The organism is uncultured Ruminococcus sp., from assembly GCF_934476685.1.
Taxonomy (GTDB): Bacteria; Bacillota; Clostridia; order Oscillospirales; family Ruminococcaceae; genus Hominimerdicola.
Genome location: NZ_CAKSNX010000006.1, coordinates 90,563 through 114,138, shown reverse-complemented (window position 1 = coordinate 114,138; position 23,576 = coordinate 90,563). Strand labels below are relative to the sequence as shown.

The 23,576-nt window shown below is 42.2% G+C and carries 18 protein-coding genes and 1 tRNA gene; 10 read left to right on the top strand and 9 right to left on the bottom strand.

The window, feature by feature from the left end; all coding sequences use genetic code 11:
- Positions 1-21: 21 nt before the first annotated feature.
- From Q0E19_RS07910 to Q0E19_RS07900, 3 genes are all read right to left on the bottom strand, one after another.
- Positions 22-1,227 carry a transglutaminase domain-containing protein gene (locus Q0E19_RS07910; protein WP_294408665.1) on the bottom strand — a complete coding sequence of 402 codons (1,206 nt, stop codon included), beginning with the start codon at positions 1,225-1,227 and terminating at the stop codon, positions 22-24.
- 74 nt (positions 1,228-1,301) lie between these two features.
- Complete coding sequence (locus tag Q0E19_RS07905; protein ID WP_294408664.1) at positions 1,302-1,826, bottom strand: DUF4358 domain-containing protein; 525 nt, start codon at positions 1,824-1,826, stop codon at positions 1,302-1,304.
- Positions 1,827-1,926: 100 nt separating this feature from the next.
- Positions 1,927-2,784 carry an AraC family transcriptional regulator gene (locus Q0E19_RS07900; RefSeq protein WP_294408662.1) on the bottom strand — a complete coding sequence of 286 codons (858 nt, stop codon included), beginning with the start codon at positions 2,782-2,784 and terminating at the stop codon, positions 1,927-1,929.
- Between the two features lie 203 nt (positions 2,785-2,987).
- Here Q0E19_RS07900 and galE point away from each other — a divergent pair, with 203 nt between their 5' ends.
- Positions 2,988-3,998 (top strand): UDP-glucose 4-epimerase GalE, encoded by a 1,011-nt coding sequence (galE, locus tag Q0E19_RS07895; RefSeq protein ID WP_294408661.1) that lies wholly within the window; start codon positions 2,988-2,990, stop codon positions 3,996-3,998.
- A gap of 263 nt (positions 3,999-4,261) precedes the next feature.
- On the opposite strand, the gene Q0E19_RS07890 is transcribed toward galE, so the two are convergent.
- Together Q0E19_RS07890 and Q0E19_RS07885 are read right to left on the bottom strand one after the other, a co-directional pair.
- The gene (locus Q0E19_RS07890; protein WP_294408659.1) at positions 4,262-5,104 is read right to left on the bottom strand and encodes a prephenate dehydrogenase; all 843 of its coding nucleotides are present in this window, start codon (positions 5,102-5,104) and stop codon (positions 4,262-4,264) included.
- 460 nt (positions 5,105-5,564) lie between these two features.
- Positions 5,565-6,656, bottom strand: a complete 1,092-nt coding sequence (locus Q0E19_RS07885; protein WP_294408658.1) for a M15 family metallopeptidase — start codon at positions 6,654-6,656, stop codon at positions 5,565-5,567.
- A 490-nt stretch (positions 6,657-7,146) separates the two neighbouring features.
- On the opposite strand from Q0E19_RS07885, the gene ppdK reads away from it, so the two are divergent.
- A complete protein-coding gene (gene ppdK / locus Q0E19_RS07880) occupies positions 7,147-9,774 on the top strand; it encodes a pyruvate, phosphate dikinase (protein ID WP_294408656.1) in 2,628 nt (875 codons plus the stop codon).
- Between the two features lie 139 nt (positions 9,775-9,913).
- Positions 9,914-10,294, top strand: coding sequence for a leucine-rich repeat domain-containing protein (locus Q0E19_RS07875; protein ID WP_294408655.1), 381 nt, complete (start codon positions 9,914-9,916; stop codon positions 10,292-10,294).
- A 137-nt stretch (positions 10,295-10,431) separates the two neighbouring features.
- On the opposite strand, the gene Q0E19_RS07870 is transcribed toward Q0E19_RS07875, so the two are convergent.
- The 3 genes from Q0E19_RS07870 to Q0E19_RS07860 form a co-directional block, all read right to left on the bottom strand.
- On the bottom strand, positions 10,432-11,247 hold the full coding sequence (locus tag Q0E19_RS07870) for a class I SAM-dependent methyltransferase (RefSeq protein ID WP_294408654.1): 816 nt from the start codon (positions 11,245-11,247) through the stop codon (positions 10,432-10,434).
- 60 nt (positions 11,248-11,307) lie between these two features.
- Complete coding sequence (locus Q0E19_RS07865; protein ID WP_294408653.1) at positions 11,308-11,652, bottom strand: hypothetical protein; 345 nt, start codon at positions 11,650-11,652, stop codon at positions 11,308-11,310.
- Between the two features lie 113 nt (positions 11,653-11,765).
- On the bottom strand, positions 11,766-12,002 hold the full coding sequence (locus Q0E19_RS07860; protein ID WP_294408651.1) for a hypothetical protein: 237 nt from the start codon (positions 12,000-12,002) through the stop codon (positions 11,766-11,768).
- A gap of 707 nt (positions 12,003-12,709) precedes the next feature.
- Here Q0E19_RS07860 and Q0E19_RS07855 point away from each other — a divergent pair.
- The 3 genes from Q0E19_RS07855 to Q0E19_RS07845 all read left to right on the top strand — a co-directional run bounded on the left by Q0E19_RS07855 (position 12,710) and on the right by Q0E19_RS07845 (position 16,670).
- Positions 12,710-13,600 carry a helix-turn-helix domain-containing protein gene (locus Q0E19_RS07855; RefSeq protein WP_294408650.1) on the top strand — a complete coding sequence of 297 codons (891 nt, stop codon included), beginning with the start codon at positions 12,710-12,712 and terminating at the stop codon, positions 13,598-13,600.
- Between the two features lie 99 nt (positions 13,601-13,699).
- Entirely contained in the window at positions 13,700-15,031 is a 1,332-nt protein-coding gene (locus tag Q0E19_RS07850; RefSeq protein WP_294408648.1) for an MFS transporter, read from the top strand.
- Entirely contained in the window at positions 15,024-16,670 is a 1,647-nt protein-coding gene (locus Q0E19_RS07845; RefSeq protein WP_294408647.1) for a glycoside hydrolase family 43 protein, read from the top strand. The genes Q0E19_RS07850 and Q0E19_RS07845 overlap by 8 nt, the downstream gene beginning before the upstream one ends.
- A gap of 342 nt (positions 16,671-17,012) precedes the next feature.
- Here the strand turns inward: Q0E19_RS07845 and Q0E19_RS07840 are convergent.
- Positions 17,013-17,089 (bottom strand) — tRNA-Met (locus tag Q0E19_RS07840).
- Between the two features lie 601 nt (positions 17,090-17,690).
- Between Q0E19_RS07840 and Q0E19_RS07835 the strand changes: the two genes are divergently transcribed.
- From Q0E19_RS07835 to Q0E19_RS07820, 4 genes are all read left to right on the top strand, one after another.
- Positions 17,691-20,033, top strand: a complete 2,343-nt coding sequence (locus tag Q0E19_RS07835; RefSeq protein ID WP_294408646.1) for a VWA domain-containing protein — start codon at positions 17,691-17,693, stop codon at positions 20,031-20,033.
- Positions 20,034-20,319: 286 nt separating this feature from the next.
- Positions 20,320-21,204 (top strand): NPXTG-anchored protein, encoded by an 885-nt coding sequence (locus tag Q0E19_RS07830; protein ID WP_294408645.1) that lies wholly within the window; start codon positions 20,320-20,322, stop codon positions 21,202-21,204.
- A 222-nt stretch (positions 21,205-21,426) separates the two neighbouring features.
- Complete coding sequence (locus Q0E19_RS07825; RefSeq protein ID WP_294408644.1) at positions 21,427-22,347, top strand: NPXTG-anchored protein; 921 nt, start codon at positions 21,427-21,429, stop codon at positions 22,345-22,347.
- 225 nt (positions 22,348-22,572) lie between these two features.
- A complete protein-coding gene (locus Q0E19_RS07820; protein WP_294408643.1) occupies positions 22,573-23,445 on the top strand; it encodes a hypothetical protein in 873 nt (290 codons plus the stop codon).
- Positions 23,446-23,576: the final 131 nt, after the last annotated feature.

The following is a 23,576-nucleotide window of genomic DNA, read 5'->3' as shown; positions in this document are numbered from 1 at the left end:
ACTTTTATTATGTCAGCTGTATCAGCTCATATATGAAACCGAGTCTGGATCAAATGTTATTCCGTCAACCTTGTCAAAAGCCTCGCTGAGTTTGTTTATATCTATGTCAAGAGTGTTATCGTCCGAGACAAATTCGCTGTCGTCATATGATTCTTTTGTCACACTGAAATACAGATATCCGTCGCTGCAGAAAGTTGATGTGCAGCTGAGATATTCATTGTTGTTTTTAGAAGATACACCGTCGAATATGCTTGAAAGTTCATACTGAGCGGAGTCCTCATCAACATTTTCAGGCAGTTTCATTTTGAAATTCAGTGATGTATTTCCGTCTTTAAATCCATTTTCAAGTTCGGCAGGGATCTGATATACGTCAGATATTTCCTTTGCATTTTTTGCAAGATAGCAGTATTTAAGGCTCGTGCATTCTGGTATATCGTCCTGATCGCTCCAGTCATAGCCGTCGTCCATTTTGATATCGTCATTGACATTGAATCTTGCATAATCAGGGTTGCCGTCAGAGCCGTTGTCAAATGTGAGGTCAACGTGATACCAGTCACCGTCTATATTTACAACGTCCCAAGCGTGTTCACTCTCTGCTGTGCAGTGGATTATCTTGCAGTCTATGCCGAGTGCGTCCATAAAGAGCTTGAATGTGGTCGCATTGCCCACGCAGATAGTTGTGTGATCCTTGAAAAATCCATATGGCGTGTGGGAGAAATCCTGTCCGCTGCTTATTGCCGCAAGTTCGCCGTCATCATAAGTTGTGTTTGCGAATATGTAGTCATATACAGCCTTTTCCTTGGAGTAATCGTCCATATCGTCTGTGATTATGCTGCTTATAGCCTCTTTCAGACTTTTGAGGATAAACTTATCCTTATCGTCAGTAAGCTTTGAATCGTCCCCTGACTTGTAAGCCTCAATGACGGCAGTATCGTCATAAACGTCGTGCACTTCGCCGAAATCATAGTCGTCACAGTTGGTGGTGTCGCCGTCAATGCCATATTCTCCTGCTATGACCTTTGAAAGCTTTTCTACCTTGTCCTCAAGTTCAGTTATCCTGTCCTTATCGGAACTTTCTGATGATGCACTGCCTGCGTCTTTCTTTGAAGTCTTTGAGCTGTCGCTCCTTATCGACTCAGAGCATGAGGTCAGAGCCGTTGTAAGGCTGAGGGCGCATATGCAGGCTGTAAGGCATATTATCTTTCTTGCTTTTTTTGCATCTTTCATTTTTGTTATCTCCTTATCCGTTGTTCTTTTGTTTTTATCTTTTGTTTTTATCTTTTATTTTTATCTGTTGTCTTTTATTCTGCGGCTGATTTAATAAGCTTTGATATGCTGTCCTCGTCATCGGATATAACAAGCACCCAGTAACCGCCTGCTTCAAATATATCAGCCTCGTCAAGCTTTGTCATTTCTTCCGGCTTGTATGTTTCAAACGTTGTGCGTCTTGATTTTAGCCTTTCTGTCAGCAGCTTTTTTCCGAGTTCGCTGTCTGAGGTCTTTATCATCGAAACCTCGTCTGCACTGCCGCCGTCGGAAGCGTAGATTATGCCGCCGTCCGTAAGCTGATCTGTGTCAACGCCGTACAGCTTTTTGCAGTTGCTTTCAAAAGTATCGTCGCCCCAGTAAGCCTTGCCGTCCAGCAGTTCGTTATCTATATGGGAAAGTACGCTTTCGGCAGTAATGTCAGTTTTCTGCTCGGCGGAGCTTTCCGACTGTGACACAACGCTGCTTGTATCAGCTGAAGAACAGCCTGTGGCTGTAAGTATGGTGAAAGCGGCTGTCAGAGCGGTAGTCACCGCACAGAGCGTTCTTAAAAGCATCATTTTATATCATCCTTTCTTTTCTAAGAAGATTATAGCACTACAAGATAAAATATTCAACAGATAAGAGATTATTTAAGAAATTCTTATGATTTAGATAAGATTATTTTTCGGATATATTTTCCTTGTTTTTGACCTGCTTTTCAAAAGTGTTTTTATATTCGACAGGCGATGTGCCTTTATGCTTTTTGAACACTCTTGAAAAGTAGAGAGGGTCTTCAAATCCTGCCGAACGTGCCACTGCGGAAATGGAGAGAGAGGTGCTTTCCAGGAGGCGCACCGCATTGTTTATCCTTATTTCAGTAAGGTATGCGATAGGGGAGATGCCTTTGGTTTCCATAAACGCACGGTAAAGTGTTGCTCTGCTGACCTGTGCATACTCTGCCGCCTGCTCTATGCCGATATCCATTGCATAGTTGAATTTCATATATCTTACCGCTTTTTTCACGCAGAAGGCAGCCTTGCTGTTATGCGGTCGGCGGTCAACGGCTTTATCTATGAGCAGACCGAGGGTGATATAAAGTTGACCAGTCATTCTAACAGAATCCGCAGTAGAATGACCTCTGAAATTATATATACTCTCAATGGAGTTTTTCAGCTCGTCCCCGAAGTCGGCGGAGATAACGGGATAATCTCTCGAAAAATCAGTCCGCTCCAGCAGACTTTCCGCCTCACTGCCGCTGAATCCTGCCCAGTAGTATGCCCATGGATCGTCCTTATCGGCGGCATAGTAGATCTCCGTGCGTGGGTAGATGATAAATGTGTTGCCTGCGCACAGTTCGTACTCTTTTCCGTTGGCAAAATATATGCCTTTTCCGCTGACGATATGGTGGATAAGGTAGTGGTCACGCACACCTAGTCCCCACTTATGGAGCGGCGCACATTTTTCATATCCGACGTTATAGACGAAAAGGGGAGCGTTTTCGGACTGTGCGCTTATAAAGGAATGTTTGTCCGACATTTTTGTTTTCCTCCCGTACTTTCAATACTTACAATGACATTATAGCATATAAAGTTATCTTCTGCAACAAAAATCCATGTAAATGAAACGATTTTACTCTTGCAAAATTTTTCAGATATGGTATAATAAAATCAGCAAAGTAAACAGGGGTAAAAATACTTTGCTGACAATACATAAGACGAAAACTGAAGGGAGTAAATTTTATGGCAATGATACTTGTAACAGGCGGAGCGGGATTTATCGGCAGCCACACCTGCGTAGAACTGCTGGAGGCAGGCTACGAAGTAGTAATAATGGACAACTTTTCAAACTCAAAGCCTGAGGCGCTTAACAGAATAAAGAAGATCACAGGAAAGGATTTTGCATTTTACGAAACAGATATGCTTGATCTTGAAGGAATGGAGAAGATCTTTGAAGAAAACAAGATAGACGCAGTAATTCATTTTGCAGGACTCAAGGCGGTAGGCGAGTCTGTTGCAAAGCCTGTTGAATACTATCACAACAATATTACAGGTACGCTCAATCTTATAAGAGCAATGAGAAAGTACGGCTGCAAGAAGATAGTATTTTCATCTTCCGCAACGGTATACGGCCCTGTAAACAAAGCGCCGTACACAGAAGATATGCCGACATCTGCCACAAATCCATACGGATACACAAAGGTAATGATCGAGCAGATCTTGAGAGATGTATGTGTTGCTGACGATGAATGGAGCGTTTCTCTGCTGAGATACTTCAATCCTATCGGAGCGCATTCAAGCGGACTTATCGGCGAAGATCCTAACGGAATACCGAACAATCTTCTTCCGTACATTTGTCAGGTAGCAGTAGGAAAGCTTGAAAGATTAGGTGTATTCGGAGATGACTACGACACCCCCGACGGAACGGGAGTAAGAGATTACATACACGTTGTAGATCTCGCAAAGGGACATCTTTGCGCAGTAAAATATGTACTTGAAAACAAGGGTTGTGACGCAGTAAACCTCGGAACAGGAAAGGGTTCGTCGGTATTTGATGTACTTCACAGTTTTGAGAAGGCTTGCGGACGTGAGCTTCCGTACAAGGTACTTCCAAGACGTGCAGGCGACATTGCGACTTGCTATGCAAATCCTGACAAGGCGAAGAGGGTATTCGGTTGGGAGGCAAAGCTTTCTCTTGATGAAATGACTGCAAGCAGCTGGAACTTCATCAAAAACAACCCAAACGGACTTTAGTCCTCGGGCGGACGGCTCGGTTCGGGACGCTCGGTAAACTCGCTGTCTGCTGTCGGGGCTTATCATTTCGTGCTCGGAAGAAACGGATATATGATTTATACTGAAACCCACTTTGATAAGGTTTTATATTAACTTTAATAATTTGCGTAGGGGCGACCTTTGGTCGCCCGCTTTTTCACGTCAAATGTAATGTGTCAAATAAAAATATAATATGTCACATAAAAAGTGCGTTAAAACAAAATCTGTTTTAACGCACTTGAATTTTATTTGCTCTGATTAAGCGAAAGTTCTTTAAGTTCACGTCCGTCACGGAGAAGGTCGTGGAGAACTTCTGCATTATTGTTTGCGATTGCATCTCTGTATTCTTTCAGACGTGCAATTATGCAGTCTATCTCTTCCACCAGAGGTTCTTTGTTCATAAGGAAAAGTGATGTCCACATATCCTCGTTAAGCTTAGCCACTCTTGTGAGATCCTTAAAAGAACCTGCGGAAAATCCCGACTGTTTTAACAGGCTGGGACTTTTTACATACGAGCTTGAAACGACGTGTGCAAGCTGTGAGGTGAAAGCAATAACGTGGTCATGCTCCTCTGTATTTGAAACGACCACTCTTGCAAAACCTATATCATAAGCAAGGCTTGATATTTCCTTTACAACACGCATAGGTGTATTATCGGTAGGTGTCATAATAAAGCTTGCGTTTTCAAAAAGGTTATCCACTGAATAAGCAAAGCCTGAGAACTCACGGCCTGCCATAGGGTGACAGCCGATAAAATTAACTCCCGAATCTGCCAGCGGTTTTTCAACGGCATCAACTATTGCGCCTTTCACGCCGCAGGTATCCATAACGATTCCGCCTTTTTTGAAACGGTCTTTATTTTCTATGATGAAGTCTATTGTCTGCTGTGGGTGGAGGCTGACGATAACTACGTCAAAGCTGTCGAGGTGGTCGGCGGTAAATTCTCCGTCGATAGCCTCCTGAGCGATAGCGCCTGCGACAGAGCCTTTATTGATATCGAGCCCATAACAGCTGTTGGAAGTATTTTTCTTTATTGATTTAGCAAGTGAGCCGCCGATAAGTCCAAGTCCGACTATACCTATTTTCATATATATCAAGTCCTTTCACAAAAGTGTCGATACTTTTACGCTTTTAAGCTTTTATGTAATAAAGTATACCACTATCCCCCTACTTTGTCAATAGTGTCCTCGGGCGGACGGCTCTATTCGTGGCGCTCGTAAACTCGCTGTCTGCTGTGCGGTCTTTTACTTTTGTGCTCGGAAGAAACGGAGATGTGGCTTTTACTTAAATATACTTTGATGAGGTTTTATGTCGGTTTTTCAAGGTTCGATGTTTCGGTAGGGGCGACCTGCGGTCGCCTGTTTTGACACTACAACTTTGTTAAAATTTATGCCGTTTCAAATTACCTGTGATTGCAAACTTATATTGAACTCACATTTGTTACATTCTTACCTTGCCAAAATCCATCGTAGTAACGATCATTGTTAGCCATTTAACCCCGAACAAAGTTTGCTGTTTTCAGCGGTATATTTTACTACACTCATTAGCTTAATACTGAGTATAATCGGTATAGTCAGTATTATAATTGTTATAATCTGTGTTGTAGTCGGTGTTGTAATCTGTATTATAATCTGCGTAATAGTTAGTATCAGTATTGTCGGCCGCAGAACTTACTGCGCTGCTGGCAGTGCTTGTGTTCTCATTCATATCCTCTGCGTACTTGTAATCCGAAGTCACGCCGAGATATTCTTCAAGGCAAAGTCCGCTGTCTGCTACTTCTTTTGCCTTTTCAACTCCAAGATAGCGTATATGCCACGGCTCATAGGAATAGCCTGTAATATCTTCTTTTCCCTGTGGGTAGCGGATTATAAAGCCGTATTCAGCACAATGTGCGGCAAGCCACTTTGCCTCCTGCGTATCGCCGAAAGAAAATTCCGTTGAGTTTACGTCAAAGGTAAGTCCTGTCTGATGTTCTGAATGTCCCGGACGTGATGAAACCTTGTCCGCCTCGTCAGTACCTCTTTGCCATGCGTAGTTGTTATACAGCGTTTCCTGCTCCTGATAGCTCCTGTAACCCGAGTTGACGAAAAGGTAAATGCCGTCATTCATTGCGGCTGCTGCCATTTCATCAAATGCATTCTGTGCGGCTGCGCTTGTACCTGGGTCATAATCTGACGGCAGGGAATATGTCTTGTTCACGATAAGAACATCGTCAACGAATGTCATGCCGTTTATCTGTTCTATTTTCTTGCCGGTCGTGCTGACATTGCCGCTTGTGCTGCTGTCGGAAGATTTTGAACTATCTGTTTTGTTAATGTTTGCTTCAGCAACTTTTGAACTGTCCGATGATACGGAAGAAACGGAAGAACTGTCCGCAGCCGATGATGACTCGTCCTTATTGCCGCTGCCGCCTGAACAGCTCTTGACTATGATGAATATTATTGCCAGCAGAAGTATGAGCGCAATGGTCCTGTTGCGGTTCACTCTGCGCCTTTCAGCTGCTTTGCGGCGTTCACGCATACGCATTTGTATCTCACGTTCGTACATCACCTGTTCCTGACTTGGAACATAGTCTGTGCAGTCCTCATACTCAATTATAGGTTCTATCTCATGAGGCTGATTATTATTCTGAGAATCCATATTAATGTCAATGCTTCGGGAAAACGAAGCATTTTCCTCCTTTCGGCGCTTGAACGTTTCCACAGTTCGTATAAGACTATGAAAACGAAAAACTTCGGGAAACTTTATTGTCTGCTGTATACATTTTGCCTTTGTATACGGAAATACATTGATTATTATAGCATTTTTTCTTTTATAAATCAAGACGTAAATATAAACAGTTATATTATACAAAATCCCGACACAGAATGTATTTAAGATATATTTTTCATCATTCAGATTATATCCTGTAATTGGTTCTGCAAAAAGCACATTTTGTCATATGAACTGATAATTGTTGAAAATGCACATAAAGTATGCTGAAAAATTGTATAAGATTTTATGCACTAAAATGGTCTGAAACTATGGTAATTTTATTCAAAGTCTGTTATAATATAAATACAACCGTAATCATGGTTTTTAAAGTTTTTATGGTTTACGGAATAGTAATAATTTGGAGGTAGAAAAACCAATGGCAAAGAAGTATTGTTATCTTTTCTCTGAAGGCAATGCTAACATGAGAGAGCTTCTCGGCGGTAAGGGTGCTAACCTGGCTGAGATGACAAATATCGGTCTCCCTGTACCTCAGGGCTTTACGATCACAACAGAAGCTTGTACTCAGTATTATGAGGACGGCCGTGAGATCAACGAAGGTATCATGGCAGAGATCAACGAGTATATCGGTAAGATGGAAGAGATCACAGGCAAGAAGTTCGGTGATAAGGAGAATCCGCTCCTCGTTTCCGTACGTTCAGGTGCTAGAGCATCTATGCCTGGTATGATGGATACAATCCTTAACCTCGGTCTTAACGAAGAGGTTGTTGAAGTTATCGCTAAGAAGTCCAACAATCCAAGATGGGCTTGGGACTGCTACAGAAGATTCATCCAGATGTATTCTGACGTAGTTATGGAAGTTGGTAAGAAGTACTTTGAAGAGCTTATCGACCAGATGAAGGCTAAGAAGGGCGTTACACAGGACGTTGACCTTACAGCTGATGACCTTAAGGAACTCGCTGGCCAGTTCAAGGCTGAGTACAAGGAGAAGATCGGCGTTGACTTCCCAACTGATCCTAAGGAGCAGCTCATGGGCGCTATCAAGGCAGTATTCCGTTCATGGGATAACCCAAGAGCTAACGTATACAGACGTGACAACGATATCCCTTATTCATGGGGTACTGCAGTAAACGTTCAGTCCATGGCATTCGGTAACATGGGTGACGACTGCGGAACAGGTGTTGCATTCACAAGAGACCCTGCAACAGGCGCTAAGGGTCTGTTCGGTGAGTTCCTTACAAACGCACAGGGCGAGGACGTTGTTGCCGGTGTTCGTACACCAATGCCTATCGCTCAGATGGAAGAGAAGTTCCCAGAGGCATTTGCTCAGTTCCAGGAAGTTTGCAAGACTCTCGAAAATCATTACAGAGATATGCAGGATATGGAGTTCACAGTTGAGAACAAGAAGCTCTATATGCTCCAGACAAGAAACGGTAAGAGAACAGCTCAGGCTGCTCTTAAGATCGCTTGCGATCTCGTTGACGAGGGCATGAGAACTGAAGAAGAAGCTGTTGCAATGATCGATCCTAGAAACCTCGATACACTTCTCCACCCACAGTTCGACGCAAAGGCTATCAAGGCTGCTACACCTATCGGAAAGGGTCTTGGTGCTTCACCGGGAGCTGCTTGCGGTAAGATCGTATTCACAGCTGACGATGCTGAGGCATGGAACGCTAAGGGTGAAAAGGTAGTTCTCGTAAGACTTGAAACTTCACCTGAGGACATCACAGGTATGAAGGCTTCACAGGGTATCCTCACAGTTAGAGGCGGTATGACATCACACGCTGCCGTTGTTGCTCGTGGTATGGGTACTTGCTGCGTATCAGGCTGCTCTGATATCGTTATGGACGAGGCTAACAAGAAGTTCACACTCGCTGGCAAGACATTCACAGAGGGTGACTACATTTCAATCGACGGTTCAACAGGTAACATCTACGATGGCATCATCCCAACAGTAGACGCTACTATCGCTGGTGAGTTCGGCAGAATCATGAGCTGGGCTGACAAGTACAGAACACTTAAGGTAAGAACAAACGCTGATACTCCTGCTGACGCTAAGAAGGCTAGAGAGCTCGGCGCTGAGGGTATCGGACTTTGCCGTACAGAGCATATGTTCTTCGATCCTGAGAGAATCGCTGCATTCAGAGAGATGATCTGCTCAGATACAGTTGAAGAGAGAGAAGCTGCTCTTGCTAAGATCGAGCCAATGCAGCAGGCTGACTTCGAGGCTCTTTATGAGGCACTTGAAGGAAATCCTGTAACGATCAGATTCCTTGACCCACCTCTCCACGAGTTCGTACCAACAGAAGAGGCTGATATCGAGGCTCTTGCTAAGGCACAGGGCAAGTCTGTTGAGGACATCAAGGCTATCATCGCTTCACTCCACGAGTTCAACCCAATGATGGGTCACCGTGGCTGCCGTCTTGCAGTAACATATCCTGAGATCGCAAAGATGCAGACAAAGGCTGTTATCAAGGCTGCTATCAACGTTAAGAAGAATCACCCAGACTGGACAGTTGAACCTGAGATCATGATCCCACTGGTTGGCGACGTTAAGGAACTTAAGTTCGTTAAGAAGGTAGTTGTTGAAACTGCTGACGCTGAGATCGCTGCTGCTGGTTCTGACCTCAAGTACGAAGTTGGTACAATGATCGAGATCCCAAGAGCTGCTCTTACAGCTGACGAGATCGCTAAGGAAGCTGACTTCTTCTGCTTCGGTACAAATGACCTTACACAGATGACATTCGGTTTCTCAAGAGATGACGCTGGTAAGTTCCTCAATGCTTACTATGATGCAAAGATCTACGAGAACGATCCATTCGTTAAGCTTGACCAGACAGGTGTAGGCAAGCTCATGGATATGGCTATCAAGCTTGGTAAGCCAGTTAATCCAAAGCTCCACATCGGTATCTGCGGCGAGCACGGCGGTGACCCAACATCAGTTGAGTTCTGCCACAAGATCGGTCTTGACTATGTATCTTGCTCACCATTCAGAGTTCCAATAGCTAGACTTGCTGCTGCTCAGGCTGCAATCGCTAACAAGTAATATCTGGATACAATTAGATATAATTACACCCCGTGTCAATATGATGCGGGGTGTTTTTTTGTAAATTTGAGGGTGAACGGTTGATTTCGCCTGCGGTTATATGTTATAATATAAAAAATAGATGTCAGGAGGTCATAGTATGAACGAAGATTTTTATATTAAAGGAAATGTACTTCGCAAGTATAAAGGCAATGAAGAGAATGTGGTTATCCCTGATAATGTAGAGATCATTGATGAGAAAGCGTTTCGTTTGTGCCAGTCTGTGGTAAGCATTGTTGTTCCTGATTCCGTTACGCAGATAAGGTGGGGCGCATTTTCATTCTGTCCTAATCTGGAGAAAATAACTATCCCATCATCGGTAATGCTTATTTCGCTTACTGCTATCGAGGGCAGCAGCAAGCTGAAAACTATTGATATGCCGGATAATGACAGCTATTATGTTAAGGATAACTGTATATACAGCAAAACAGATCCGGAATATGTTATAAAAACAACTATCAATGGTGTGTTGTCTGATTAAATATAGTCAGCGAACTTCAGATACAGCCTGCGGGAAATACATAAAAGCAAAAAATACAGCCATACCTTTTTGTAAAAGCGTGGCTGTATTTTTATTATGTTATTACGCAGAAATTATCAAATCGTAAAGATAAGATATTACTTCTTTTCAAATATAAGTATCTTTTCTGAAAACTTTTTCATAATGGGTATCCATGTTATGAGTTTGTATGCAGGGTTAAGTACCCACATACCACGCAGGATATTATCATCTTTGACCTTTTTGAACCCGTTGGCGAGTCTGCCGAGATCATCAAATGAATTTGCACCCCAAGTGAAGGTCGCTCCGGTTGCCTGTATCGACTTTTCAAAGCCTTCCTTTTTTACAAATGCAGGGCAAAGGCATTCCATGCATACATAAGCATTGTCAAAGTTATCTCTGATTATTCCGAGCATAGCGCCGACCTGATCTGCCGTCAGATACATGGTAAGTCCCTCGATAATAAACAGCATTTTTCCTCTGACTTTTACCTGTTCAGCCCATGACGGATCGAAAGCCGAGCAGGCAATAGTCGATATCCTGCCGCTTTCGTGATATACCGAATCACGGACTTCTATCGTTTCAGGCAGGTCAAGATTATACCATGTAAGTCTGCCGTTATCCATTCTGTACGCACGGGTGTCGAGTCCGCAGGCTATGTTCACTACCGTGCAATCGGGATTTTCGGCTATAAAAACGCTGACGATCTCGTCGATAACAACAGTTCTTGCCACAACGCCGCCGCTCATAGCTGCGTCATTTTCGGCTTTGCTGAAATCATAATCCAGCTTTGCCACTATCTCTTCTGCTTTTGCATCATGAAATCTGTGCTTAGGATTTTTGCTGTACATTGCTCTTGCGTAAAAGCTTTGCAGCATAGTTTCAGCCGCTCCATTCAGCACAGGAGTAATTTTTTGTTCGCTTACTTCACTCATCTTTTTTCCCTCTGTAAATCTGTAAATATAATACTTTCTTTGTTAAGCTTTATGCTCTTTTTACATAACGGATAACGCCGTCATCATTTGTGAATGTGAGAACAGTCTTTCCGTCTTTTTTTCAATAGTGTACTCTGCGTGGCTTACTTCACCTGTAAGATTGCTGTATGCGACATATATGCCCTTGCCGTCGTCCTTTTCGCCGTTGTCATAAGCATAAGCGCTGTAATCAGCTGTCTTTTCGCCGTCCATATAAGTTTCGTCGTGACCGTCCTCGCCTATAACAGTGTAAAGCTCAGTATCAGCATACTCATCACCCATACCGCTGAGGTCAGCGTCCCATGTGCCAACGAAATCAGCTATCTGTGAAAGATCGCCCTCTGTACGCTCTGCTGAATAGTCCATATTTTCAAGGCAGAACAGCGAGATAACATTTTCAAGTGTCTGTGCATCAGGATCTGCTGAAATTCCTGCACTGAGCCAGTATGCATAATCACCCTCAAGATATTTCTGAAGTCTTAAAGGTCGCTTCCGTATCTGAACTCTGTGTGATATGTTGTTTCCATTGTATCGTCACGGAAGAGGAAGTATGTAAAATCGCCTGCGTCATCTTTTTCTGCCGCAGTTGTTTCAGCTGCTGCTGATGAACTTGACTTTTCAGAACTGCTTTCTGAGCTGTCTGAATTTCCGCAGCCGCCGAATGATGCAACAACAAGTGATGCCATTATAAGTGTCAATAAAATTCTTTTCTTCATTTTACAACTTCTTTCTATTTGTTAGCTAAAACTAACCTACACTAAATAAATATAGCAGTTATCACTGCCTAACTAAAATATTATCACAAATTCACACTTGTGTCAAGTATATAAAGCCGCAGTAAGCAGCCAAATATGACCTGACGGTGTGGGATATTTTTATATGGAATGTACAATATTGGAGAAAAGGAAAGCGGAGGTGGAAAATTAAAAATAAAAAATGTCAGAAATAGTCTTGATATTATTGGGGGTATGTGGTATAATGCTTATAGGATATATGCGAGATTCTATTTTTATCTTACCCGAATGTGGGGATTGAATAGTCATCCTTTCTCCTCGAAGTATCCACTTGCCGTGTTTTACCTTACCCGAATACGGGGATTGAAACTGAAGTAAAATTTGAAAAAACCTAAGCCAGTTAGAAGTAGCTTTACTTTATTCGAATGTGGGGATTGAAATATTCTGTGTAATATTTTAGCCACTGTTTATAATCGTTTTACCTTACCCTATTGCGGGATCAAACAAGCGGTCAGAGATCCATTCTTTTGGAACTCTGACCGCTTAGTTTTTTATTATTGAAATTATATTGTCGCTTGCTGCATTACTGCGTGTTTTGTGATTGAAATTCATGGGTGTTTGTGGTATAATTATCCCAAACAAAATTTTAATTCTATCGGTCGGATAGTCAGAACAAAATGGTGGATCATATGAAAGACAGTAATATAAAACATGAGATAGTAGCAAGCAATCCCGATATAGATGTACGCTTTTATCTTTCTAAGGACGAGGGCAGCTATGTTTCCCCTCATTGGCACAACAGCCTTGAAATAGTTTATGTTATAAGCGGAAAGGTCACGCTGAATCTGCCGAAAGGCGTAAAGCAGACAGCCTGCGACGGCGAATTTTTTCTTGCAAATCCGAGGGAGATACATTCTGTGCTGTCTGAAAAGAATGAAGCGCTGGTATTGCAGATACCGCAGAAATTCTATGAAAAATATGCTCCCTCTATGGTGCTGAGAAAATTTGCCGTTGATATGACCCCTGAAACCGAGGTGGGCAAAACACGGCTTGAAAGGCTGAAAAAGATATTTCTCGATATGTATGTTGTCTATGACGTAAGACCTGAGGGGTATCTTCTGAGGTTCAACAGCCTGCTTTACGAGCTGCTTTTTTCGCTTATACACTACCATTCAGAAAAGATAATGCAGAAAGATTTCGACCGTGACAACAAGTATTTCAGCCGGCTTAAAGAGATAATGAAATACATCGACGAAAATCACAGCAGAACTATATCAGTATCGGATATAGCCAGAGAATTCAGTTACAATCCCGACTATCTCGCAAGGTTTTTCAAAAAATATATGAACTGCACTGTGACGGATTATCTCTATTCCGTGCGTGTCGCCTGTGTTCACCTTGATCTTGTGAATACCGACCTGCCGGTGGGGGAGATACTTGAAGAACACGGCTGCACAAATCACAGTCTTTTTATGAAATATTTCCGTGAGCAGTGGGGCTGTTCGCCGAAGGAACACCGCAAAAGGTACGTCCACAATAATATAAAAATAGTTTCTTCTGAGGGTGCGATTTCGATATAAGTCGGAATCGTACTATTTTTATGTCTGAATAACAGCTTTTGCAAAGGCACTTTTACTGTTATAATATAGGCAAGATAACACGAAAGGAAGTGCTCAGATATGAGTAACGAAAAAACAAAGATACGTTTCTGGGAACGTTTTTCCTACGGCTGCGGCGACCTCGGCTGTAACATCATTTATTCGGCAATGTCCTCATTTCTCCTCTTTTACTACACAGATTACGTTCACGTCAGTGCTGCGACAATAGGCACGATAATGCTTCTTTCAAGAGTGTTTGACGGAGTAACAGACCTTATCATGGGCGTTATCGTTGACAGAACAAAGTCACGTTTCGGCAAATGCCGTCCATGGATACTCAGAATGGCTATACCATTCGCTCTGGCAGGAATACTGCTGTTTTCAGTTCCGTCTGGACTGGGAAACACTTCAAAACTCATTTACATTTTCATAACCTATAACCTTGTATCCTCAGTAGTATACACTGCAATAAATGTTCCGTATGCTACCCTTAACTCGCTTATCACTCAGGATCAGTATGAGCGTTCTGTACTCAGCATTTTCAGAATGATACTTGCAACAACTGGAACACTTATCATCACAAACCTTACTCTTCCTCTTGTTCAGTTCTTCGGCGATAATCTTTCAGCATGGACAAAGACTTTTGCAGTGTTCGGCATTCTTGCTGTTATAGTATTTATGATAACATTCACAGGCACAAAGGAAAGAGTTGAGCCTGCAAAGGAAACAAGCCATGAGAAAGTTCCTTTTGTAAAAGGTATCGGACTTCTTTTCAAGAATAAGTACTGGATAATGATAACAGTAACACTGGTATTTATCTTCATCAACTATTCTCTTAACGGCGGTGCGGCAGTTTACTATGCAAAGAACATTCTTCATAATGAAGATATGGTAGGCACAATGAACCTTGTTGCTAACCTTGTTCAGATAGGCGTTATGTTCTTTACAGCGTTTATCATCAAGAAGATAGGCAAGAGAAATATGCTTATTATCGGTGCGGTGATCTATGGCGTTGGTTTTGCACTGTTCGGATTTGTTGGAACAAATATGGCAGGCATCATCACAGCTTGCGTACTCAAAGGCATAGGCAATGCAGGCATTTCATCATGTATGTTCGCTATCGTTTCTGACACTATCGAATACGGCGAGTGGAAAACTGGCTACCGTACAGAGGGACTTATCAATTCAGCTTCAAGCTTTGGATTTAAAGTAGGCAACGGACTTGGTTCAGCTATTCTTGGCTGGGTCATAGGTGCGGCAGGCGCAGGCACAGGTTCGGAGATAACATTTATCTGGATACCTGCAATACTTTGTATCGGACAGGTCGCTGTAATGCTGTTCTACCACCTCGACAAGGAATATGACGGTATCGTAAGTGACCTCGCTAAGGAAGGAGAGAAAACAAATGCTTAAAAATCCAATTTTCAAGGGCTTTAACCCCGACCCCTGCATATGCAGAAAAGGTGACGATTATTATATTGCAGTTTCAACATTTGAGTGGTTCCCCGGTATACCTGTTTACCACTCAAAAGATATGAAAAACTGGGAACTTTACACTCACGTCCTCACAGACGATACTAACCCCGATCTTAAAAAGCTACCCTCTGCAAAGGGTATATGGGCGCCATGCCTTACATACTGCGAGCAGGAAGATCTGTTTTACGTTGTGTACGGCGTTATGAATTCAATGAACGCACGTTACTTTGATGTTGACAACTTTGTTATCACTGCAAAAAATATAGAAGGACCGTGGAGCGAGCCTGTTTATCTTCATTCCTCAGGCTTTGACGCATCTATCCTTCACGATGATGACGGCAGAAAGTATATAGTTTCCCTTGATTGGGAAACCCGTGAGGGCTATGAAAAACCTGGTGCTATCTGTATGGTCGAATATGATCCGAAGGCAAAGAAGATAGTCGGCTATCCAAAGCGTATATGGAAAGGCGGCACTGACAGAGGCTGTATCGAAGCTCCTCACCTTACAAAGCGCAACGGTTATTACTACATTATGTGCGCTGAGGGCGGTACAGGTTATAATCACTGCGTAACAATGGGACGTTCAGAGAATGTGTGGGGACCATATGTCGGCGACCCGAAAAATCCGATAGTTACATCGAATCCTGCGGTATCAAATGAGCGTCACGACCCTGACCACCTTAAACCGAAGTATTACAATCCTGACGTTGTGCTGCAAAAGGCAGGTCACGGAAGCTATGTTGAAACACAGCTTGGTGAAGTTTATCTTGTGCATCTTTGTTCAAGACCGTTCACACCTGAACTGAGATGTACTCTCGGCAGAGAAACTGCAATACAGAAAATGAAATGGACTGAGGACGGCTGGCTGCGTATGGCTGACGGCAGCAATATTGCGAAGGAATACTGCGAGGAGAGCAAGCTGCCGGAATATCCTGTAAAGCAGATACCTGACTTTGATGATTTCGACGGCGAAGAGCTTGGCAATTTCTACTATGCGCCGAGAATAATGCCGCAAAGCTTTGCAGATATCAAGGCAAGAAAAGGTTGGGTAAGACTGAGAGGACAGGAGTCAAGAACTTCCCTCAACAAGGTCAGCATACTGGCAAGAAAGCTTACAAGCGTGTATGCGACCGTCACCACAAAAATGGAATTTAAACCGGAGGTACATCAACACTCAGCAGGACTTATAATCTACTATGACAACATGAACTACATAAATCTCCGCAAGTATTACAGCGAAACACTGGGACAGAGTGCAATATCAATAATCGCACTGGAAAACGGTGTAAAGACAGAGTTTGTCAATACAAGGATACCAGTTGATGACAAGCCGATATATTTCAGACTGGAAATAAACGGACGTCATTCACAGTTCAGCTGGAGCTATGACGGCAAGTCGTTCAACAAAATAGGCATACCATTCGATACCACAAAATTCTCTGATGAATACTGCAAATATGGTGAATTTACAGGCACTATGGTAGGAATAACCTGCGCAGACCGTGTAAAGCACGAACATTATGCTGACTTTGACTTTTTTGAATACAAGGCGGACGAGGATATGGACGTAAAATAAAGCATAAATAACAAAAAATCCGACATAACATTTGCAATCGCATTTGTTATGTCGGATTTTTTTGACAATAAGAGTATTGTAAAAATGGTTTGATGATTTCTATATAAGAAGAGCATTGTTGCTTGAAGAGACATAAAAAAATGTAGTCGGCTATCATTCAAAAAAACACCGACTACATATCACAAACACAACTCGGAGAACCTCCGCTTTGCAACTCCGAGTATAGCACGAATTTTAATAAATGTCAAGTTGAAAGGATTGATTTTAATGAAAAAGTCTTATCTTTATCGTGTTGGTGAATAAGCAAAATAAAAAGGACTGCGTAAAAAGCAGTCCTTTAATTGGTTGCGGGAGCAGGATTTGAACCTACGACCTTCGGGTTATGAGCCCGACGAGCTACCGAGCTGCTCCATCCCGCGAGATTTTCATTAAGTTTTGTGTACCTCTCGCTGAGTACTTGTATATTATATCACATCAGTTTGCGTTTGTCAATAGCTTTTTTCAAAAAAATCATCTTTTGATGAAAAAATATTTTTCTACTGTGCTTTTTTAGTGTTCGGCAGGGGAGTGATCTGCATTCACTTCTTAATATACATTTATAATAGTATACTTTTCATATAATAATTAATTTATGCAACAGATATACATTTTATACAACAACATTTTGTAAACGGTTACAGCTGGCTTTGCATACTTTGGTGTTGTTGACTAATACTTAAAGTAATATGTTAAATTAATAAATATTTATGCAGAATGCTTAATAACTTGGGAAATAATGTTTTAAAAATTACGCAGATTAATTGATTTATTACCTTATCGACAAAAATAGTTATATGAATTTGTGAATGTTTTTTTCGGTATCTGCTTGAAAAATCGGACGTCCTATGTTAATATTAATAGTGTAATAATTTTTGTGTATCAGTATGCTTATTGTGCGTATGCACTAAATCTTAGCTTATAATGATAACAGATTTATGTATATTTATTACAAATGGAGGAGAAAAGGGGAATAATTGATTTATGAAGAATCTTAATGGTTCGTTGGATAACTCTTTTGCAAAAAGCCTCGACAGGAGTATGAAACGTAAAAAGATCACTCTTGCGGTGCTGCTTGCTGTGCTGGCAATAATTATCGCACTTTGCGTTGTTGTCGGAATGCGTATCCATAGGACAAACAGGATCGAGAAAGCAAAATCCGTTATCGCTCAGCTCGATATTCAGAGTACCTATAAGGACCCTGAATTTTCTGATGACGGCGACTGGGATAATGACGGCGTTACAAATGCCCGTGAAACTGCGGCAGGTACAAGCCTTCAGACTGAGGATACCGACGGCGACGGAATTATCGACGGCGATGAGATAGCTCTTGGTACTGATCCGACAAATCCTGATACTGACGGCGATGGACTTCTTGACGGCTATGAGCTTATCGCAGGAACAAATCCGAGAATGTCAAGTACAGACGGAACAAATCTTGACAAGGACAGGATCCTTGAAGTAACTGTCAGCGAAGGTCAGTGCAGTCTTAAGCTTACAGGTGATGCCAATGTTGCAGGAACTTCTATCGAAACACTCGATCTGCTGGGCATTACTTCAAACGCAAGCATCGTTTCAAAGGCATATGACATTTATTCTGACTATGACTTCAAAACTGCTGAGATAACATTTAAAATGGACGAAAGCAAGATGAAGAAGCAGGGTTATTCCTATGATGACCTTACTGTACTCAGATTTAATTCGGAGACGCTTGAATATACAAAGATAGACTCTAAAACTGACAAGTCAAAGAAAACAGTTTCAGCTGATATAATGGAACTTGGTACATATCTTGTGGGTGTGGAGAAAACTGTAAACGACCCTGCCACAACAAGAGTTTGCTTCCTTATAGATAATTCAGGTTCAATGTATCCAAAGGAACAGTGTCCGACATCTTCCGAAAATGACGTTGACTTCAAGCGTCTTGATTTCACTCAGTCCCTTATAGATAAGTTTGATGCGGATTATCAGATAGCTATATGCAAGTTCACAGGTACATATACCAAAATGACAGATTTTACATCTGACAGAACTGCTCTTTCCGACGTTCTGAAAAAGATAAGAACCGATGATGAGATATTTGACGGAACATATAATCAGACCGCTCTGAAAAAGTGTATAAACGAATTTGACAGCAAGGGCGGAAATAAGTACAGAAATATCGTAGTTATGCTCTCTGACGGTGAGTCTGATGAAGTCAACCCAGAGGGTATAGAGCAGCTTGAAAAGCTCGCTGAGGAAAAAAGCGTAATCGTCCTCACAGTCGGTCTGGGAAGAGATATCGACAGAGTATGGCTGCAGGATATGGCTTATTCAACAGGCGGAAAGTATTATTCTGCCGCTGACGCTACTGCTCTTGATGATGTTTACAAGCAGATCGTTACAACTCTTAATTACGATATCGTAAATTATTCAGACTCGAACGATAAGGTATCGGGATATTCACTCTATAACACAGGCTTTGAGCCGTCAAGAAACGGTTTTGCGTTCAAGAATTTCAGAACCACCACCACCGCAAGTGTTGACTTCGGTATGGCTGTTTTTGCCCGTGACTGGTATCTCGGAAACCTCCAGACCTCTCTCGGAGATATTTCTCCTGCTGACGAAAGTGAGCAGAAGGTAAATGCGGCAGGCTATGACCTGTCCGATACGGACGCAGGCAATGCATATAATGAAAGAAAGCCGCTGTCTGAGGTAACTACCGAGATATTTACAAGCAAGTATGCGGACGTTAAAAAGTATCTCGACTATGATTCAGACGGAACTAATCTGAGGGTTAATAAAGATTATAATTTTGACGCTCAGAACAGAGGCTGGGCTATCGCAAAGACTAAGATCGAGGGCGGTAACTTAAGCTGGAATTATGTTGAACTTCTTAACCTTGATATTGCAGACGGTCTGAAAAAGATCACAGGCGGATATAATCAAAGCGACGCACAGCTTGTTTCTGCGCTTTACAGACTTAATGCGCTCCAGTGGGACGACAGCGGAGATGAGTTCAACCTTACCACAGGTGATGAAAGCTTTGAACAGCTTGAACAGCTCCTCAGCCTTGGTGTGCCTGTTGTTACAACTATTGATGATACCCATACGGTAAATGCTATCGGTCTTATCCGTGACGCTCAGTGTCACAGAAAGTATATCCTCCGTGTTTACGATAACAACTATCCCGGAAATGTTAAGGAAGTTTATATCGAAAAAACACCTAAGTGCAAGCTTGAAATAGACGGCGACAATGTTAAGGTGACAGACACTTCCTTTACATATACTGCCACATATGAGGGCAAGCAGGTAGGTATATCATTCAGCAATGTAAGCGAACATTAAGCTGATTTTAAAACTAAATTAATCGAATTATTAAGCAGACTTGGGATTTCTTCCAAGTCTGCTTTTTTTGCTTCGAAAAGCTCTTAAATGGGGAAATACTATTAAATGTAAACGTTATCTGTGTTATCTGCACAAAAAGGCGGTACAAAGATTGGAGCAAATTTAAACGATATTTGGTAAAAAAATTGCACTAAGCACTTGATTTTTCCGACTGGTTCTGCTATAATATAATTAAGAATTTGAGGAATTTCAAATCTTACATATTAATTAATGGAGGAGATAAAAAATGAAAATTTCTAAGATTTTCGCAGGTATGTCTGCACTTGCTATCGCAGCTACAATGGCTATCAGCGCAAGCGCATCAACATCTATCGCTGTCACAGACGGTCAGACAGAAGACTGGGCTAGTGCATTTGCTAAGAATGGTGAAGGCGATGACTTCATCGACGCTAAGTCACTCACAAAGGACACAGCTCTTGATGTTAAGGTAGACTTCACATGGACAGAGTCTGGCACAACTAATGGTTATGTACTTCTTAAGCCTGCATTTGCAAACGGCTGGAATGCATTTTCCAAGACAGAGGGTTATGTTTCAGGTCTTACACTTAAGACAGCTACAACAGGTACAGCTGATGAAACAAGCCACAAGTATGTTGACGCTGACGGCAACGAGTATGATTACGTTCTTCAGGATGACGGCTTCATCGTATCAAGCCTTCCTGAGTGCAACTCTTTCGAGTTCACACTTTCAGCTGACTGCGTAAATGCTCTTATCGAAAACGCTAACAAGGATGAGGATGCTTTCGACGGTATCATCTTCCAGATCAGCGGTCTTCAGGTAACTAACGTTGAGCTTTCACAGGACAACGTTAAGCTGAATTCACAGATGGCAACAGGTGATGATACTTCATCAACAGGTGATACTTCATCAACAGGTGATACTTCATCTAAGGCTGATACTTCATCATCAAGCAGCTCTTCAGCAGCAAGCTCATCTTCAAAGAGCGGCTCAACAACAAGCACAAAGGCTGGTTCAACTTCAACAGCAGCTGCAGCAACAAGCTCAAAGGCTTCTGACAACACAAACGCAGCAACAGGCGCAACAGCAGGTATCGCACTTGCAGGTCTTGCTCTCGCTGGTGCAGCAGTAGTTGTAGCTAAGAGAAAGTAATTTAAAAGATTATCTTTTTAAGAAAAGCTCCCATTTTCGGGGGCTTTTTTTATTTAGTATTTATTTAATTTATAGAATATTAAATAAAAGTTCAATATTTATCAAAATATTTGGCTTGTCGGTACTTGATTTTGTGATATAAATCTGCTATACTAACGATTATAAAGTTATTGATATAAGTCGAAGTATGACTTGTATTGTTTGATTGGAGGAAAAATAACAATGAAAATGTCAAGAATTTTCGCTGGTGTTGCTGCACTTGCAATAGCAGCATCAGTAGCAGCTCTCCCTGCAGCAGCTGCAGACACAGCTTACCTTTACACAGTTAAGAAGTCATGGACAACAACAGCTCCAGCTGACTCAGTAGAGGGCGAGATCAAGTTTATGACAAATGAGGACGGAACTCCTAAGACTGAGTTCGGTGCAACAGATCTTAACGCTTGGAACTGCGGTCCTGATAAGTACAATGGTCAGTGGGTACAGTATGTACTTACAAGCAATGATCTTTCATCTGTAACACTTAAGTTCACACTTCACGCTTCTGATAGCGCAACTTGCGAGTATCATACATACAAGGAAGATGAAACACCTGAAGATTATCAGCTGTTCATGACACTCGGCAAGACAGAAACTGTTGCTTATGCTGATGTAAACGGCGACGGTGCTGAGAACTTTGATTTCGTTCCTGTTACAGGTGACTGGACTTTTGAGTACACTGGTGCTGATATCGAAGCAGCTATCGAAGACAATAAGGCTAAGTTAGATGAAAACCCTGACGGTACTTACAGCCTTGGTATGAACATTCAGGTTGGTCACTTCACAGGCATCGAAGTAACAGGTGAGATCACAGCTGATAACCTCTACAAGGGTGCTGATAATTCAGGAGATTCAAGCAGTACAGCTCCTACATCTTCTACAACAAGCGGCACATCTTCAGCAGCTAGCAGCTCATCAGCAGCAAGCTCATCTTCAAAGAGCAGCTCAACAACAAGCACAAAGGCTGGCTCAACTTCAACAGCAGCCGCAGCTTCAAGCTCAAAGGCTTCTGACAACACAAACGCTGGCACAGGCGCAACAGCAGGCATTGCACTTGCAGGTCTTGCTCTCGCAGGCGCAGCAGCAGTTGTAGCTAAGAGAAAGTAATTTTTACGCAGTAAAAATTTTTACACAGTAAAATCAAAGGACTTCGCTTATGCGGAGTCCTTTTTTTGTGCGTTTTATACCTGCAAAGTAATCGTTTTCTGTGCAAAACTGCCAAAAAAACTTAATGTAACTGTGAAAATAATGTATTGAAAAACTTTAATGATTGTGATATAATACAAACATACAGTTAATTTATGGCTGATATAATTTTTGGAGGAAATAAAAATGAAAAAAATTCTTGCATGTACACTTGCACTTACTATGACAGCTTGTATGTTCGCTTCCTGCGGTTCATCTGATGATTCATCATCAAAGGCTGAAACTACAACAACTACTAAGGCTGCAGAAACAACAACTACTACAACTGCTGCTGATACAGAAACACCTGCTGAGTCTGAGGCTTCTTCTGATGCCGCTGATGACGCAAACACATCTGCTGATGATCCGATCACAGTTGAATCTGACGGAACAAACACAGTTTTCACTCAGAAGGACGGCCCGTCTGACGCTTGGTCAGCTTCATTCGGTTCAGCTACTTTTGTTAGTGACGAAGGCGAAGAGTCTACCGGTACTGACTACATAGACGCAAGAAGTTTTGAAAGAGATAAGGATCTTCACGTTACAGTTGATTTCGAGTGGGCATCAACATATCTCGATATGATCGACGCAGGCGTTACAGCTGAGGATCAGGTATATACAGTTATCGGACCATGCTTTGCTAACGGCTGGACAAAGTTCGGCGCAGAGATCAGCGGACTTAAGACAGATTACCCAATGATCGCTGACGGCAAGGTTTATATCAACGGCGAAGAGGACAGCTCTTACACAGTTGACGGCGAGACCGCTCTTGACGCTGACGGAAATAAGCCTGACATCTTTGTTAAGGACGACGGATTTATTCAGGTAAACAAGACAGAGATCACACAGGTTGAATACACTATCCCTAAGGAGATCGTAAACCAGATGATCGACAATGCCAATGCAGAGGACGGCTGGGACGGACTGCTCATGCAGATCGGCGGCAACTTTGCTGTAACAAAGGTAACAGTAGATCAGCCAAATGCTCAGCTCGCATCAAAGTACGTTGCTGCTGAATAAATTGATATCGGTTTTATAAGATAATTAAAGTCCCTCAGACTGCTGAAAAGGTCTGAGGGACTTTGTATATTATGTACTAAATTGTAATCGTTTTCTGTGAAAAGTACACGAAAATATTTGCCCAAATTGTG